Annotated in this window: 9 protein-coding genes; 2 read left to right on the forward strand and 7 right to left on the reverse strand. The window is 73.6% G+C overall.

Annotated elements, in window-relative coordinates:
- Positions 1 to 20: 20 nt before the first annotated feature.
- A complete protein-coding gene (locus tag AB0L59_RS36585) occupies positions 21 to 2,273 on the reverse strand; it encodes an ATP-dependent DNA helicase UvrD2 (protein WP_365591093.1) in 2,253 nt (750 codons plus the stop codon).
- 125 nt (positions 2,274 to 2,398) lie between these two features.
- Here AB0L59_RS36585 and AB0L59_RS36590 point away from each other — a divergent pair, with 125 nt between their 5' ends.
- Positions 2,399 to 2,641, forward strand: coding sequence for a mycoredoxin (locus tag AB0L59_RS36590; protein ID WP_365591094.1), 243 nt, complete (start codon positions 2,399 to 2,401; stop codon positions 2,639 to 2,641).
- 252 nt (positions 2,642 to 2,893) lie between these two features.
- On the opposite strand, the gene AB0L59_RS36595 is transcribed toward AB0L59_RS36590, so the two are convergent.
- From AB0L59_RS36595 to AB0L59_RS36620, 6 genes are all read right to left on the reverse strand, one after another.
- A complete protein-coding gene (locus AB0L59_RS36595; RefSeq protein WP_365591095.1) occupies positions 2,894 to 3,025 on the reverse strand; it encodes a hypothetical protein in 132 nt (43 codons plus the stop codon).
- A gap of 144 nt (positions 3,026 to 3,169) precedes the next feature.
- Positions 3,170 to 4,114 (reverse strand): NAD(+) diphosphatase, encoded by a 945-nt coding sequence (gene nudC, locus AB0L59_RS36600; RefSeq protein ID WP_365591096.1) that lies wholly within the window; start codon positions 4,112 to 4,114, stop codon positions 3,170 to 3,172.
- 153 nt (positions 4,115 to 4,267) lie between these two features.
- Entirely contained in the window at positions 4,268 to 5,671 is a 1,404-nt protein-coding gene (locus AB0L59_RS36605) for a dipeptidase (protein ID WP_365591098.1), read from the reverse strand.
- Positions 5,672 to 5,724: 53 nt separating this feature from the next.
- Positions 5,725 to 9,207, reverse strand: coding sequence for an ATP-dependent DNA helicase (locus AB0L59_RS36610; RefSeq protein WP_365591099.1), 3,483 nt, complete (start codon positions 9,205 to 9,207; stop codon positions 5,725 to 5,727).
- A gap of 112 nt (positions 9,208 to 9,319) precedes the next feature.
- On the reverse strand, positions 9,320 to 12,739 hold the full coding sequence (locus AB0L59_RS36615; RefSeq protein ID WP_365591101.1) for an ATP-dependent DNA helicase: 3,420 nt from the start codon (positions 12,737 to 12,739) through the stop codon (positions 9,320 to 9,322).
- 257 nt (positions 12,740 to 12,996) lie between these two features.
- Entirely contained in the window at positions 12,997 to 13,383 is a 387-nt protein-coding gene (locus AB0L59_RS36620; protein ID WP_365591103.1) for an MGMT family protein, read from the reverse strand.
- A gap of 186 nt (positions 13,384 to 13,569) precedes the next feature.
- On the opposite strand from AB0L59_RS36620, the gene AB0L59_RS36625 reads away from it, so the two are divergent.
- On the forward strand, positions 13,570 to 16,467 hold the full coding sequence (locus AB0L59_RS36625; protein WP_365591104.1) for a lysylphosphatidylglycerol synthase domain-containing protein: 2,898 nt from the start codon (positions 13,570 to 13,572) through the stop codon (positions 16,465 to 16,467).
- Positions 16,468 to 16,523: the final 56 nt, after the last annotated feature.

Genomic DNA, 16,523 nt, shown 5'->3' on the forward strand with positions numbered 1-16,523 from the left:
ATTTTTCCGACGAGTTCGCATCAGTCGTTCTCGTCGACTTCCCCGACGTCGTGGCCTGCGCAGATGGCCAGAACGTCGGTTCCGTAGCTGCGCAGCTTGCGGCTGAGGACGCCGGGGATGCGGGAGAGCTCGGCGGGGCTCTCCGGCCGGGCTTCGGCGATGGCCATGAGGGTGCGGTCGGTGAAGACGCAGAAGTCCGGCTGCCCGCTGCACGTGGCCTGGACCGACCGCCACTCCCGCAGTCGTTCGTAGAGCCCTTCGTCCATGTCCGAGGGGCAGTCCTCGCAGCGCATCAGCTTCATCTCGCCCGCTTCGGTGAGCGTGCGGCCGCAGACCCGGCAGCGGGCGGGGGTGCGCGTGGCGCGCCGGGGAGTGACGGCGGTGCCCGCGGCCGTCCCCTGCTCGACGCCTCCGGTGCCGCCGGTGCCGCGGTGGCCGACGGTGGCGGTGGTGCCGGGACGCAGTCCGTCGAGGAAGCGGCTCGGACGGCGGTTCGGGCGGCCGCCCGGGGAGCGGGACAGGGCCCAGGAAACGTGGAGCCGTTCCCGCGCACGGGTGACGCCGACGTAGAGCAGCCGGCGTTCCTCCTCGATCTGGTCGTCGGTTCTGGCGTACGTGATGGGCAGCATGCCCTCGGCGACGCCGACCAGGAAGACGACGTCCCACTCCAGGCCCTTGGCGGCGTGCAGGGAGGCGAGGGTGACGCCCTGGACGGTCGGGGCGTGCTGGGCGTTCGCCCGTTCGTCGAGTTCCGCGACGAAGTCGGCGAGGGTGGCGCCGGGTCGTGCGGCGGCGAGGTCCTGGGCGAGGTTGACCAGGGCGGCGAGGGACTCCCAGCGCTCTCTGACGGCGCCGGAGCCGGCCGGTGGCTGGGTGGTCCAGCCCTCTCCGGACAGGACCGCACGCACCTGGGAGGGCAGGTCCACGGCGTCGTCCAGCAGGGAGTCGTTGCCGCCGAAGCGGGCAGCGCCGCGCAGGGCGATGCCGGCCTTGCGCACCTCGGGGCGGTCGAAGAAGCGCTCGGCGCCGCGCAGCTGGTAGGGGACGCCGGCGTCGGCGAGGGCCTGCTCGTAGATCTCGGACTGGGCGTTCGTACGGAACAGGACGGCGATCTCGGCGGCGGGGACGCCAGCGTCGATCAGCTCGCGGATGCGGCGGGCGGCACCTTCGGCCTCGGCGGGCTCGTCGGTGTACTCGGTGTGAACCGGCTCGGGGCCGGGGGCGCGCTGGGAGACCAGTTCCAGCCGGTGGTCGGCGGCGCGGCCGTGGGCCTGGGCGAGCAGGCCGTTGGCAAGGTGGACCACCTGGGGGGTGGAGCGGTAGTCGCGGACGAGTTTGACGACCGTGGCGCCGGGGTGCCGGGTGCGGAAGTCGAGGAGGTGATCGGGGGTTGCTCCGGTGAACGAGTAGATGGTCTGGCTGGCGTCGCCGACCACGCACAGGTTGTCGCGGTCGCCGAGCCACAGCTCCAGCAGCCGCTGCTGCAGGGGGCTGACGTCCTGGTATTCGTCGACGACGAAGTGCTGGTACTGGGCTCGGACCTGGTCGGCGATGTCGTGCCGGTCCTGGAGGATGGCGACGGTGAGCAGCAGGACGTCCTCGAAGTCGATCACGGCGCGGTCGCGTTTGAGGTCTTCGTAGGCCGCGTAGATGTGGGCGATCTCGGCGGGGTCGCGCGGCGCCTCGCGGCCGGCCTTCGCGGCCGCGTACGGATAGTCGGCGGGGATGGTCTGGGTGACCTTGGACCATTCGATCTCGGCGGTGACGTCCCGCAGCTCGCCCCGGTCGAGCCGGGTGCCCAGGCTTGCGGCCGCGTCGGCGACGAGTTGGATCTTGCGGTCGACGAGCCGGGGCATGCCGCCACCGATCGCTTTCGGCCAGAAGTACTGGAGCTGGCGCAGCGCGGCCGAGTGGAAGGTGCGGGCCTGGACACCGTGGGCGCCCAGCTGGCGCAGTCGGCCGCGCATCTCGCCGGCGGCGCGGTTGGTGAAGGTGACGGCGAGCACGCTGGACGGCTGGAGGATGCCTGCGCGCACTCCGTAGGCGATGCGGTGGGTGATCGCCCGGGTCTTGCCCGTGCCCGCTCCGGCCAGGACGCACACCGGGCCGTGCAGGGCGGTGGCCACCGCGCGCTGCTCGGGGTCGAGTCCTTCGAGCACCGCGTCGGCAGAGTCCGGTGCCTGCGGGAAGAGGGTGGAGTGCGTTGCTGCTGTCACACCGCCATGCTGCCAGGTTGCCCGGGACTGCCGTGCCGGTTGTCCACAGGCGGGCACCGATTGTCGTATGAATGCGGCAGGCGTCACAGCCACCTGTGGATACCCCCGGCGGGAATGGCCCGCGGCTCGCGTGCGTTCCCACCCTGGACGACTTCCCGAGCTGCCTGAGGAGCGCGAGAGACATGCAGGGCACTGTGACGATGTACAGCACGACTTGGTGCGGCTACTGCCGGCGGCTGAAGAGCCAGCTGGACCGCGAGGGCATCGTCTACACCGAGATCAACATCGAGCAGGACCCCGAGTCCGCCGTTTTCGTGGAGAAGGCCAATGGCGGAAACCAGACGGTCCCGACCGTGCTCTTCGCGGACGGTACGACGCTGACGAACCCGTCACTCGCCCAGGTGAAGCAGAAGCTCGCCGCGTGAGGCTCCGCGGGTTTCCGCGGTGACGACGGCAAGGGGCGGCCCCTGATCCTTCCTTCAGGGGCCGCCCCGCCGTGTCTTGTCCCAGAGCACGACGTAGCGCCAGACCGGGCGGCGCCGGTGGCGGCAGCAGGCGGTGGGCGGGCCTCGCGGACCTCGCCCCAGCCCATGGACGGGTACTCCGTGGGCATGCCGACCGGGCGGCGCCGGCCGCCACGCGTACCAGGCGGCTCACCGACGGCCCGCTGCCGCTGGTCAACCGGTCCAGCAACGTGTGGTCGTCCGCCGGTCCGGCTCCAGGTGGTCGGCCTCGACGAAGGCGATGTGCGCCATCCGCCGTGCGCGGGCCCGCCGGACCATCTCCGGCGAGCGGTCCTCACCGGTCACGGCCTGCGCCCGGGCCGCGGGCCGGCAGGCCGTCGCCGCAGCCGAGCACAGAGCCGTACGGCAGCCGTCGGGCACGGCGGCCGGTACGGACGTGTGGGGTGGACGTTGCGGTTTCAGTGCGGGTCGCCCGCCACCGGGGAGACCTCAGACGAAGCTGCGCGTCGGCAGCGGCTTGCCGTACCACATCTCGATCAGGCGGGCCGCGATGGAGATGCCGTAGGGCGGCAGCACCTCGCCGGACTCGAAGGCGTCGTGGAGTTCCTCGCGGGAGAACCAGCGGGCCTCATGGATCTCGTCGCCGTCGACGTCGATCTCGGTCGAGGTGGCGCGGGCCATGAAACCGAGCATCAGGCTGGACGGGAAGGGCCAGGGCTGGCTGGCCACGTACTCCACGGGGCCGACGGTGACCCCGACCTCCTCGGACACCTCGCGGCGCACCGCCTGCTCGATGGACTCGCCTGGTTCGACGAAGCCGGCGAGCGTGGAGAAGCGGCCCTCGGGCCAGTGGACCTGGCGGCCCAGCAGGATGCGGTCCTCCGCATCGGTCACGGCCATGATCACGGCAGGGTCGGTGCGCGGGTAGTGCTCGGCGCCGCAGGCCGGGCAGCGGCGGATGTGGCCGGCGGCGGCGATGACCGTGCGTTCGCCGCAGCGGGAGCAGAAGCGGTGGGTGCGCTGCCAGTTCTCCAGCCCGACCGCGTGCACCATGAGCCCGACGTCGCGCGGTGAGAGCAGCAGGCCGGCCTCCCGCAGCCCCGCGGGACGCGCGGACTGGTCGATACGGCCCGGGAGCGCGTCCTTCTGGAGCGCGAAGTAGCTCACTCCGTCCTCGTCGATGCCGAGGAAGTAGCGGTGCGCCTCGGTGAGCGGGGCCTCGAAGGAGGGGGTCATGACGAGCTCGGTCCGGCCGTCCGGCGTCTCGTCGATGAGGACCTGGCCGCCGGAGACCACGAAGCAGCGGGTCGTGGGGTGGCTCCACGCCGCCGCGAGCCAGGCCTCGTCGAGCCGGTGGTGGGCGGCGCGGTCGATGCCGCTCGGCGCGGTGAGCGAGATGGGTCGATCGGCTGTGTCGTCGGTCCAGGTGGTCACGGGTGCTTCCAACTCCCCCAGTGCAGCGGTTCGTTCGACGGGCGGTTCGGCGGGGCGTACGGCGGAGGCACCGGGTCGGGCGCGGGCGGGGCGGGCGGGGCGGTTCCTCCAGTGTGCCCCGCGCGCCGCGCCCTTCCGTACGGCGCCCGCCGGTCAGGTCGTGGGGCGCCAGTGCTCGGCCAGGTCACCCCACAGATAGGCGCTGGTCTCGACGCCCTTGAGGAGAAGGTCCAGCTCGACCTTCTCGTTCGGGGCGTGCCAGCCGTCGGAGGGGACTGAGATGCCCAGGAAGAGCACCGGGGCGCCGAGGACTTCCTGCAGGTCGGCGGCGGGTCCGGAGCCGCCCTCACGGGTGAAGCGGATGGGCTTCTCGAAGGCCCGGCCCATGGCGCGGACCACGGACTGCAGCGCGGGGTGGTCGAGCGGGGTCAGGCACGGGCGCGTGGCCGCGCCGAAGCCGATCTCGTGCCGGATTCCGGCGGGCACCTGTGTCTCGGCCCAAGCCCGCACGGCCTTCTCGATGTGGTCGGGGTCCTGGCCGGCGACCATCCGGAAGGACAGCTTCACCATGGCCGAGGACGGGATGATCGTCTTGCTGCCGGGGCCCTGGTAGCCGCCGCCGATGCCGTTGACCTCGGCGGTCGGGCGGGCCCAGATGCGTTCGAGGGTGCTGTAGCCCGCCTCGCCGTGGGGGGCGCGGGACTTGGCGGTGTCCAGCCAGCGCCGCTCGTCGAAGGGCAGCTCGGCGAACAGCTCGCGCTCGTGGTCGGCCAGCTCCACGATGCCGTCGTAGAAGCCGGGGATCGCCACGCGCGCGTCCTCGTCGTGCAGGGCGGCGACCAGGCGGGCGGCCGCGGTGGCCGGGTTGGGCACGGCGCCGCCGAAGGAACCGGAGTGGATGTCCTGGTCGGGGCCGTACAGCCGGATCTCGCACTCGGCGAGGCCGCGCATGCCCGTGCAGACGGTGGGGGTGTCCTCGGACCACATGCCGGTGTCAGAGACGATCACGGCGTCGGCGGCGAGTCGCCCCGCGTGTTCCTCGACCAGGGCCCGGAAGTGCGGGGAGCCGGACTCCTCCTCGCCCTCGATCAGCAGCTTCAGGTTGACCGCGGGGGCGGTGCGGCCGGTGGCGGCGAGGTGGGCGCGGACGCCGAGTGTGTGGAAGAACACCTGGCCCTTGTCGTCGGCCGCTCCGCGCGCGTGGAGCCGGTTTCCGCGGACGACCGGCTCGAAGGGGTCGCTGTCCCAGCCGTCCTCGCGGGCGGCGGGCTGCACGTCGTGGTGGCCGTAGACGAGCACGGTGGGGGCCTCGGGGTCGCCCGAGGGCCACTCGGCGAAGACGGCGGGGGCACCGGGGGTCGGCCAGACCTCGGCGGTCGGGAAGCCGGTCTCCTTCAGTTTGGCGGCGAGCCAGTCGGCGCTGCGCCGTACGTCGGCCGCGTGGACGGGCTGGGCCGACACGGAGGGGATGCGCAGCCATGCGGCGAGGTCGTCGAGGAAGGCGGCGCGGTGCTGCTCGATGTACGTGCGGACGGCGCTGTCCGGGGTCTGGCTCATGCTCACGAGCCTATCGGCCCGCACCGACAACCTCGGCGGGCGGTTGGTCACACTCAGGTCGTCTCCTGCGCCACTTCGGCGTCTTCCGTGAGGAGGCGTTCCAGTGCGGCCCGGTCCGGCAGGTCCCGCGGCCGTACGACCTCGCCGCTGCGCACGTACAGGAAGGCGGCCGTGACCGCTTCGGGGGGCACGCCCTGCTGCTCGGCCCAGGCCAGCCGGTACACGGCGAGTTGCAGCGGGTCGGCGGTGCGGGTGCGGCTGGTCTTCCAGTCGACGATCTCGTACGTCGCCCCGTCGCCGTCGCCGTGCTTGTAGACGGCGTCGATGCGGCCGCGTACGACGCGGCCGGCGAGGGTGAGCTGGAAGGGGGCCTCGACCCGGTAGGGGGTGCGGCGGGCGTACTCGCTGCGTTCGAAGGCCTCCTTGAGCGCTTCCAGATCGTTCTCGTCGGCGATCTCCGCGTCGGTGCCGGGCAGCTCGTCCGGTTCCAGCAGGGGCAGCGTCAGCTCCTCGAAGCGGGCTTCCACCCATGCGTGGAACCGGGTGCCCCGGCGCGCGGCAGGTTGCGGGGGGCGCGGCATGGGGCGCGCGAGTTCCTGCGCGAGCCCGTCCGGGTCCTCGGCCAGGCGCAGCAGCTGGGAGGCGGTGAGCGTGGCGGGCAGCGGGACGTCGGTGACGGCCCGCCGGGCGCGCAGCAGCTCTCCGGTGAGTGCGTCCAGATCGCGGTCCCAGGAGGCGATGGTGCGGGCCTCCTCGGGGGTGAGATCGCTGGAGCGCTGCGGCTCGGCGGGGCGGTGCTGCGGGGCGGGCGCCTGGTGCGGGACCGTGGGCCGCCGGCCGGCGCGCCCCTCGGCTCGGTCGGTGTCCCGGACATCCCGGTCGGCGGGGTCGTCCGCGAAGGCGGCGTCCGCGTCGTACGGCGGTTCCTCGTCGCCGAAGGGGTCGTCGTCCGGGGGCGGGGGCCAGTCCGGGTCGTCGGGGGCGGCGGGGTCGTGGACGGCCGGCGGCCGGCCGGTGTCCTGGGCGGCGAGGGTGTCCAGGTGGGCGAGGACGGTCTCGGCGGCCGCGCGGCGGCGGGCCAGGGCGGCGGCGTCGAGGGGAAGCGGCCACACCTGGTCGGCGCCGGCCGTGTGCAGCACGGGGTTCTCCTCGTCCTCGGCGGGCTCCTCCGCCCATGCCTCGATCTCGCCGTGTCCGGCGGCGCAGTGGTCGTGGAGGGCCCGGAGGAAGTCGGAGGGGCCGCGTTTCCTCTTCTGGCTGGGTCCCCACCAGTGGCCGGAGCCGAGCAGCAGGGAGCGGGGGCGGGTGAAGGTGACGTAGCCGAGGCGGAGCTCCTCGGTGTGCTGGTGGTCCTTCATGGCCTCGTGGAAGGCCTTCATGCCGCGCGCGTCCCAGCTGTCGATGTCGGGCAGGGTGTCGGTGTCGCCGCGCAGGGCGTGCGGCACCACCTTGGCCTGCGCCGTCCACTTCTCGCGCCCCTGTGCGCTGGGGAAGGTGCCCCTGACGAGCCCGGGCACGGCCACGACGTCCCATTCCAGGCCCTTGGACTTGTGGGCGGTGAGCACCTTGACGGTGTTCTCGCCGCCCGGCAGGGCGTTGTCGAGGCCCTTCTCGTACTGCGCGGCGGTGCGCAGGAAGGCGAGGAAGGCGAGCAGGGTGGCCTCGCCGTCGCTCGCCGCGAAGGAGGCGGCTGTGTCCAGGAAGTTGGACAGGGTCTCGCGGCGGCGGGCGGCCAGCGCGTGCGGGGACGCCGACAGCTCCACCTCCAGACCGGTGACGGCGAGGACGCGGTGCAGGACGTCCATCAGCGGGTCGGACAGCGAGCGGCGCAGATCGCGCAGTTCGGCGGCCAGGCGCGCGAAGCGCACGCGCGCGTCCGGCGAGAACGGCAGCCCGTCGTCAGCGCCCTCCTCGACGTCTCCTTCCATCGGTGATTCGAGGAAACTGTCGAGGGCGTCCGCGAGCGAGGTCACCTCGGCCGGGTCGACGCCTTCGACGGCCGCGGCGAGCCGGCGGTCGGGGTCGTCGGGGTCGTCCACGCGTGCGTGGGCCACGAGCAGGCGGGCGCGGCGGCCCAGCAGAGCGAGATCGCGGGGGCCGATGCGCCAGCGCGGTCCGGTCAGCAGGCGCACCAGGGAGGCGTTGGCGCCGGGGTCCTGCAGGACCTCGCAGACGGCGACGAGGTCGGCGACCTCGGGCAGGTGCAGCAGTCCGGACAGGCCGACCACCTCGACGGGGACGTCCCGGGCCACGAGAGCGCCCTGGATCTCGGCGAAGTCGGTCGCGGTACGGCACAGTACGGCGATCTCGCCGGGGGCCGTGCCGGTGAGCACGAGATGGGCGATCGAGTCGGCGATCCAGTCGATCTCCGCCGCGTGCGTCGGCAGCAGGGCGCAGCGGACCGTCCCGTCGTACTCGGCGCCGGGGGCGGGGCGGAGGGCCTCCACGCCCGCGTGCATGGCGCGCAGCGGCTCGGCGAGGCCGTTGGCGAGGTCGAGGAGGCGGCCGCCGCTGCGGCGGTTCTCGCTGAGCGCCTGCCGGGTGGCGGGGCGGCCGTCGGCGTGCGCGAAGTGCGCGGGGAAGTCGTCCAGGTTGGCGACGGAGGCGCCGCGCCAGCCGTAGATGGCCTGGCAGGGGTCGCCGACCGCGGTGACCGGGTGGCCCGTGCCTTCACCGAACAGGCCCGCGAGCAGGACTCGCTGGGCCACGGAGGTGTCCTGGTACTCGTCCAGGAGCACCACGCGGAACTCCTCGCGCAGCAGCCGGCCCACCTCGGGGATGCGGGCGAGGCGGGCGGACAGGGCGATCTGGTCGCCGAAGTCGAGCAGGTCGCGCTCGCGCTTGGCGGCCCGGTAGCGCCCGACGAGGTCGGCCAGTTCGCGGCGGGCGGCGGCCGTCTCGGGGACCTTGCGCAGATCGGCGTTGGTGAGCTTGGCGTCGTGGAGGGTGCGCAGCAGGTCCGCGTCCCAGGCGCGCAGTTCCTCGGGGGCTACGAGGTGTTCGGCGAGCTCGGAGTCGAGGGCGAGCAGATCGCTGACGAGGTCGGCGAAGGACCGGGTCAGCGCGGGGTAGGGGCCGGGGGCCTCGCGGAGCACGCGCGCGGCGAGCTGGTAGCGGGTGGCGTCGGCGAGCAGCCGGGAGGTGGGTTCCAGGCCGAGGCGCAGGCCGTGGTCGGTGAGGAGGCGGCCGGCGAAGGCGTGGTACGTCGAGATCACCGGCTCGCCCGGCGGGTTGTCCGGGTCGATGACGTCCGGGTCGGTGACGCCGGCCTTGATCAGCGCCTTGCGGACGCGTTCGGCCAGCTCGCCTGCGGCCTTGTTGGTGAAGGTCAGCCCGAGGACCTGTTCGGGGGCGACCTGGCCGGTGCCGACCAGCCAGACCACGCGGGCGGCCATCACGGTGGTCTTGCCCGACCCGGCGCCGGCCACGATCACCTGCGGGGCGGGCGGCGCGGTGATGCAGGCCGTCTGCTCCGGGGTGAACGGGATGCCGAGGAGCTCTTTGAGCTGCGCGGGGTCTGTGATACGGGCGGGCATGTCGGGCAAGGCTAGCGGCGAGCACTGACAGTCGAGCGCCGATCGGCCCTCCGGGGAGGAAGAGACGCAGGTCAGCGCCTGTGGTGCGGTACGTCACTCCCGGGCGTCCGGCTCAGTCGACCACGTGCCGCCCCTCGGGCCGGGCGCTGCACGACGCGCGGAACGCGCAGTGCGTGCAGTGCTGGCCGGTGGTCGGCGCGAACCGCTCGTCGAGGACCTTGCCCGCGGCGGTGGCCAGCAGCTCTCCGACCCACTCCCCCGACAGCGGCTCCTGCGACTGCACCTTGGGCAGGTCGTCGCCGCCGTCGCGCCTGGCGGCGCCCTGCCTGAGGTGCACCAGTTCGGCGCCGCCGGGTTCGGGGCGCACGCCGTCGAAGGCCTCGTCGACGGCGCCTTCCTGGACGGCGAGCTGGTAGACGGCGAGCTGGGGATGGCGGGCCACCTCGGCGGCGCTGGGTGCCTGTTTGCCGGTCTTGAAGTCCACCACGTAGGCGCGGCCCTCGCCGTCCGTCTCCACGCGGTCCATCTGGCCGCGGATGCGGACCTGGTAGTCGCCCGCTTCGAGGGTGACGTCGAAGTCCTGCTCGCTGGTCACCGGGGTGCGCCCGGTGCGGTCCAGCACATGCCAGTTCAGGAACCGTTCGAGCGCCACGCGCGCGTTGTCCCTCTCCTGACGCGACTTCCAGGGCGCGTCGAAGGCGAGCGCGTTCCACACCGAGTCCAGACGCTCCATGAGGACGTCGAGGTCGGCCGCGGTGGTGCCGGAGGCGACCTCGTCGGCGAGGACGTGGACGACGTTGCCGAAGCCCTGCGCGGTGGTGGCCGGGGCGTCGGCCTTCACCTCGCGGCCGAGGAACCACTGGAGGGCACAGGTGTGGGCGAGCTGGTCGAGGGCGCTGCCGGAGAGCACGACCGGCCGGTCGCGGTGGCGCAGCGGCACCTTGCTCTCGGTCGGGTCGTACATGCCCCACCAGCGGTAGGGGTGCGCCGAGGGCACCAGCGGACGGCCGTCCTCGTCGGCGAGGGCGGCGAGCCGGGCCAGACGGCGGGCGGCGGCCTCGCGCAGGGCGGCGGACACGCGCGGGTCGACCGTGGTGGCGCGCAGCTCGGCGACAAGCGCGGCCACGGACAGCGGGCGGCGGGGGCGTCCGGTGACGTCGCGGGGCTCCACGCCGAGTTCGGTCAGGAAGCGGGAGGGCTGGTCGCCGTCGTCGGCCGGTGCCTTCACGGCGGTGACGACGAGGCGCTCACGCGCGCGCGTGGCGGCCACGTAGAAGAGCCGGCGTTCCTCGGCGAGCAGTGCGCCCGGGGTGAGCGGTTCGGCGAGTCCGTCGCGGCCGATGCGGTCGGCCTCCAGCAGGGAGCCGCGGCGGCGCAGGTCGGGCCACAGGCCCTCCTGGACGCCGGCGACGACGACCAGCCGCCACTCCAGGCCCTTGGAACGGTGCGCGGTCATCAGGCGGACGGCGTCGGGGCGTACCGCGCGGCGGGTGAGCGTGTCGGCGGCGATGTCCTCGGCCTCGATCTCCTCGAGGAAGTTCAGGGCGCCCCGGCCTCCGGTGCGCTCCTCGGCGCGCGCGGCCGTGGCGAAGAGCGCGCACACGGCGTCGAGGTCCCGGTCGGCGTTGCGGCCGGCCGCGCCGCCGCGCCGGGCGGCACGCTCCAGGCGGGCGGGCCACGGGGTGCCCTCCCACAGGTCCCACAGCGCCTCCTCGGCCGTACCGCCGCCCGCGAGACGCTCGCGGGCCTCGCGGAGCAGCGCGCCGAGGCGCTGCGCCCCGCGCGCGTACGCCGGGTCGTGCACGGCGAGGCGCTCGGGTTCGGCGAGTGCGCGGGCGAGCAGGACGTCGGAGGGGGGCGGCACGGGGGTGCCGGCCGCCCGCTCCTCCTCGCGCAGGGCGCGCCCGAGGCGGCGCAGGTCGGCCGGGTCCATGCCGGCGAGGGGGGAGGCGAGCAGGGTGAGCGCGGTCTCGGTGTCGAGCCAGGAGGTGGCGTCGGTGATCTGCTCGGCAGCGTCCGCGGTCTGCTCCCCGGCGTCCTCAGGGCCTTCCGCTTCGGCCCCGGCTTCCGGAGCGTCGGCTCCTTTCGTGGCGGCGGGCGACTCGGCCCCCGCGGCCGGGTTCTCCTCCTGGCGCCGGGTTTCCGCCGTGGCGACCGCGCGCAGCGCCGTGAGCAGGGGGGCCACCGCCGGTTCATGGCGCAGGGGGAGGTCGTCGCCGTCGATGTCCAGCGGGACGCCGGCCGCGGTGAGGGCGCGGCGGAGGGTCGGCAGGGCGCGGGAGCCGGCCCGGACCAGGACGGCCATGTCGCTCCAGGCGACGCCGTCCTCCAGATGCGCGCGGCGCAGGATGTCCGCGATGTTGTCCAGTTCCGTGCCGGCCGTCGGGTACGTGTAGACCTCGACGCGGCCGCCGTCCCGTGCGGCGGTGGGCTCGCGGTGGGCGCGCACCTTGTCGGCGGGCAGCCGGGGCAGCGGCATGCGCCGGGTGATCAGCCGGGTGGCGGCCAGGAGGACGGCGCCGGAGCGGCGGGAGGCGCGCAGCACCTCGACGGGCGCGGGGCGGCCGTCCGCGCGGGGGAAGGCCGCCGGGAAGTCGAGAATGCCGTTCACGTCGGCGCCCCGGAAGGCGTAGATCGACTGGTCGGGGTCGCCGAAGGCGACGAGGGTGTGTCCGCCGCCGGCCAGCGCGTCCAGCAGGCGTACCTGGGCGGGGTCGGTGTCCTGGTACTCGTCGACGTACACGGCGTCGTACTGGGCGGCGAGCCGTGCCGCGTTCTCGGGGCGGCGGGCGAGCAGGACCGCGCGGTGGACCAGTTCCGTGTAGTCGATCACGCCCTGCATGTCGAGCACGTCCAGGTACTCGGCGAGGAACGCGGCGGCGGCGCGCCAGTCGGGGCGGCCGGTACGGCGGGCGAAGGCGTCCAGCGCCCGGGGTGCGAGGCCCAGCTCGCGGCTGCGGGCGAGGACCGCGCGGACCTCGTCGGCGAAGCCGCGCGTGGTCAGGCAGGCGCGCAGTTCGTCGGGCCAGCTCACATGGGCGAGCCCGAGTCGCTCCAGCTCGGGCTGCCCGGCGAGCAGCTCGCGGACGGTGACGTCCTGCTCGGGGCCGGAGAGCAGGCGCAGCGGCTCGGTGAAGAGGCCGCTGTCCTGGTGGGCGCGCACCAGGGCGTAGCAGTACGAGTGGAAGGTGGTGGCCCGGGGCGCGCGGGCGGCGCCGATGCGCAGGGCCATGCGGTCGCGCAGGTCCACCGCGGCCTTGCGGCTGAACGTCAGCACCAGGATGCGCTCCGGGTCGGCGCCCCGGGCGATCCGCGCGGCCACGGACTCGACGAGGGTGGTGGTCTTGCCGGTGCCTGGGCCGGCGAGGACGAGGAGGGGTCCGCTCCGGTGGTCAACCACGGCGCGCTGTGCCGCGTCCAGACGAGGGGGGTCCACGGCGGCCGGCGGGGTACGCACCAGTCGGTAAGCGCCACGACCTCCCTGCCGCACCTGAAGGTGCGGCAGGCGCCTGGTGGAGGAAGAGGAACTCACGTGATGGGCCGGTCCTGGTGGTTGTGCTGGCGGGCGGGCGGTCACGCGTGCGAGGCGGTGGCCGCGGGGTGAACGGGACACGTGCAGCTGACGCTACGCCGCCGCATCGGGCGGAAGCAGAGCTTCCGCTTCTTCCCTCACGGCGCTCGCGCCACGCGAGTCCCACATCTCTCGAACGTACGTCATGCCACGGATGTCCCCCGCGTCACCCGAACGTGCAACAGGCTCTCCCCGACGGCGCCCGATGGCGGAAGCTGTCAGGTGTGACCCCCTGCGCCCGCCCCGCCGTCCCATCGGGCCCGCCGCATGTCGAGCCGCGGCAGATGCCCCTCGGCACTCCTGGCCGCCTCCTTCAGCGGCGTGCCCTCCGCGCGGTAGTGGCCGAGCGCGCTCAGTTCGTGGCCGGGCAGCAGCACGCCGTCGGCACGCACCACACGCCACCACGGGACGGCTCCCCCGTAGAGGGACATCACCCGTCCGACCTGGCGCGGTCCGCCTTCTTCGAGCCACTCCGCGACATCGCCGTACGTCATCACCCGTCCCGGCGGAATCCGCTCGGCGACCTCGAGGACCCGCTCCGCGTACTCGGGCAGCGCATCCGCGTACTCCTCGCGGGTGTCCTCGGCAGGGCTCTGCTCGCTCATTCGTCCCATCCTGCCGCACCCCACCGACATCGCCGCGCGGACCGCGCGCCACGGCCCTCTCGCCCCCGGACGGCGCTTCCGGCAGACTGTGCGCCCGCGCATCCGCACCCTGATGCCCGCGGGTGTCGGTGGGGCATGCCACCATCGTGCGGGCGGTGACCGGTGATACGAGACCAAGAAGAGACCATGAATCAGCAGGGCGTGCACCCCGAAGGCGCGGCGGGCACCCCTGACGCCGCCGCACGCCCCGACACCGCCGGCAGCCCGGGCGAGGACAGCGGCGCGGGGCGGACGGACACCGGTCCGCGCGAGAGCGACGGCACGCAAGAGTCCGGTCCGCGCAAGGACGACGGCCCGCGCGCGCGTGGGCACGATGCCGCAGGACCCGCGGAAGACCCACCCACGCATGAGAACGACCGCGCAGGGACCGAGGGGGCGCACATCCCGGAGAACACGCCTCCCGGTCACGGCCAGGACGCAGACGACGATCCGCACGCCGAGGCCGTGGAGGGCGACGAACCGCTGCTCCCCGCGCGCGTGCACCGCCCGTCCGACCTCATGCGGTGCCTGGTGGGCGTGCTCGCCATCGTCGTACTGCTCGCCGTCGCCGCGTTCGCGCACGGCACCACCTCGGGCCTCGAACAGGACATCCACAAGGGCACCGGGCAGGCCCCCGACCTCCTGATCAGGTTCGCGGGACTGGCCTCCAGCATCGCGATCCTGCTCGTCCCGGTCGCCTTCGCGATCGAGCGGCTGATCAAGCGGGACGGGCTGCGCATCGCCGACGGCGTCCTCGCGGCCGTCCTCGCGCACGGAGTGACCCTCGCGACCGACCTGTGGGTCGCGAGGGCCGCCCCGGGCTCGATCCAGGAGGCGCTCACCCAGCCCTCACCGGGCGACATCCACGCCCTGACCGACCCCGTGCACGGCTATCTGGCCCCCGTCATCGCCTATATGACGGCCGTCGGCATGTCCCGCAGACCCAGATGGCGCGCGGTGCTGTGGATCGTGCTGCTGCTCGACGCGTTCTCGATGCTGGTCACGGGCTACACGACCCCGTTCTCGATCATCCTGACGGTGCTGATCGGCTGGACGATCGCCTACGGCACGCTGTACGCGGTCGGCTCCCCCAACGTCCGCCCCACCGGGCAGACGCTCATGGCCGGCCTGAGGCACGTGGGCTTCCATCCCGTGAGCGCGGCCCGTGAGGAGGTCGTGGAGTCGGAGAACGGCGACCGCGGCAGGCGCTACTTCGTCACCCTGGAGGACGGCCCCCCGCTGGACGTCACGGTCGTGGACCGGGAACAGCAGGCACAGGGCTTCTTCTACCGGGCGTGGCGCAATCTCACCCTGCGCGGCTTCGCCACCCGCTCCAGCCTCCAGTCGCTGCGCCAGGCGCTGGAGCAGGAGGCCCTCCTGGCGTACGCGGCGATCGCGGCCGGCGCCAACGCGCCCAAGCTGATCGCGACCTCCGAACTCGGCCCCGACGCCGTCATACTCGTCTACGAGCACACCGGCGGGCGCACGCTGGACTCGCTGGACGACGAGGAGATCACCGACGAGCTGCTGCGCAACACCTGGCACCAGGTGCAGGCGCTGCAGTCGCGGCGCATCGCGCACCGCAGGCTCGCGGGTGACGCGATTCTGGTGGATCGTTCCGGCAGGGTGATCCTCGCCGAGTTGCGCGGCGGCGAGATCGCGGCCGGCGAGCTGCTGCTGCGCATGGACGTGGCGCAGCTGGTCACGACGCTCGGTCTGCGGGTGGGCGCCGAGCGGGCCGTGGCCTCGGCGGTCGGCGTGCTCGGTCCGGACGCCGTCGCCGACTGTCTGCCGATGCTCCAGCCGATCGCCCTGACACGCTCCACGCGCGCGACGCTTCGCAGGCTGGCCCGCGAGCGCGCCGAACGGGAACGGGAAGCGGTCCTGGAGGCGTCCCGGCTGGCCAAGCAGGCCCGCCTGGAGGAGGCCCCCGAGACCGGCCGCCCCGCTCTCGAAAAGCCCGACAAGAAGACCGTCCGCGCCGAGCAGCGCGCGGAGCGGCGGGCCATCGACGAAGCGGTCGACGAGGCCCGCGAGGAGGACCTGCTCACCCAGATCCGGCACCAGGTGCTGCGGATCAGGCCACAGGCCCCCGTGGAGCCCGCCCGCCTGGAGCGGGTGAGGCCGCGCACCCTCATCAGCTTCATCGCGGGTGCGATCGGCGCGTACTACCTGCTGACGCAGCTCACCCACATCGAGTTCGGCACGCTGTTCGCCCAGGCCCAGTGGGGCTGGGTGGTCGCCGCGGTGGCGTTCTCCGCACTCAGCTACGTCGCCGCCGCGATGGCGCTGCTGGGGTTCGTGCCGGAGCGGGTGCCGTTCCTGAGGGCGGTGGCGGCACAGGTCGCCGGGTCCTTCGTGAAGATCGTGGCGCCGGCCGCGGTCGGCGGTGTCGCCCTCAACACGCGCTTCCTGCAGCGCGCCGGTGTACGCGCCGGCCTCGCGGTGGCGAGCGTCGGAGCGTCGCAGCTGTTCGGGCTCGGCTGCCACATCCTGATGCTGCTGTCCTTCGGCTATCTGACCGGCACCGAGAAGACACCGTCGCTGTCGCCGTCCCGGACGGTCATCGCGGGTCTGCTGACCGTGGCGGTGCTGGTGCTCGTGGTGACCTCGGTGCCGTTCCTGCGGAAATTCGTCGTCACGCGCGTGAGGTCGCTGTTCGCCGGTGTCGTGCCCCGCATGCTCGACGTGCTGCAGCGGCCGCAGAAGCTCGTCACCGGTATCGGCGGCATGCTCCTGCTGACGGCCTGCTTCGTGATGTGCCTGGACGCCTCCGTCCGGGCGTTCGGCGGCGGCACGGCCTCGCTGAGCATCGCCAGCGTCGCCGTCGTCTTCCTCGCCGGCAACGCGCTCGGGTCCGCGGCGCCCACCCCGGGCGGCGTGGGCGCGGTGGAGGCGAGCCTCACCCTCGGTCTGATCGCCTTCGGCCTGCCCAAAGAGGTCGCCGCCCCGGCCGTCCTGCTGTACCGCCTGCTGACGCTGTGGCTACCGGTGCTGCCGGGCTGGCTGGCCTTCAACCACCTCACCCGCAAGGGGGCGCTGTAAGGACTCGGGCTGCGCATACCTCGTACGGCCCGCGCCCCGCGCGCACCGGCGTGCAC

It is taken from the genome of Streptomyces sp. NPDC052109 (assembly GCF_040680195.1).
Classification (GTDB): Bacteria; Actinomycetota; Actinomycetes; order Streptomycetales; family Streptomycetaceae; genus Streptomyces.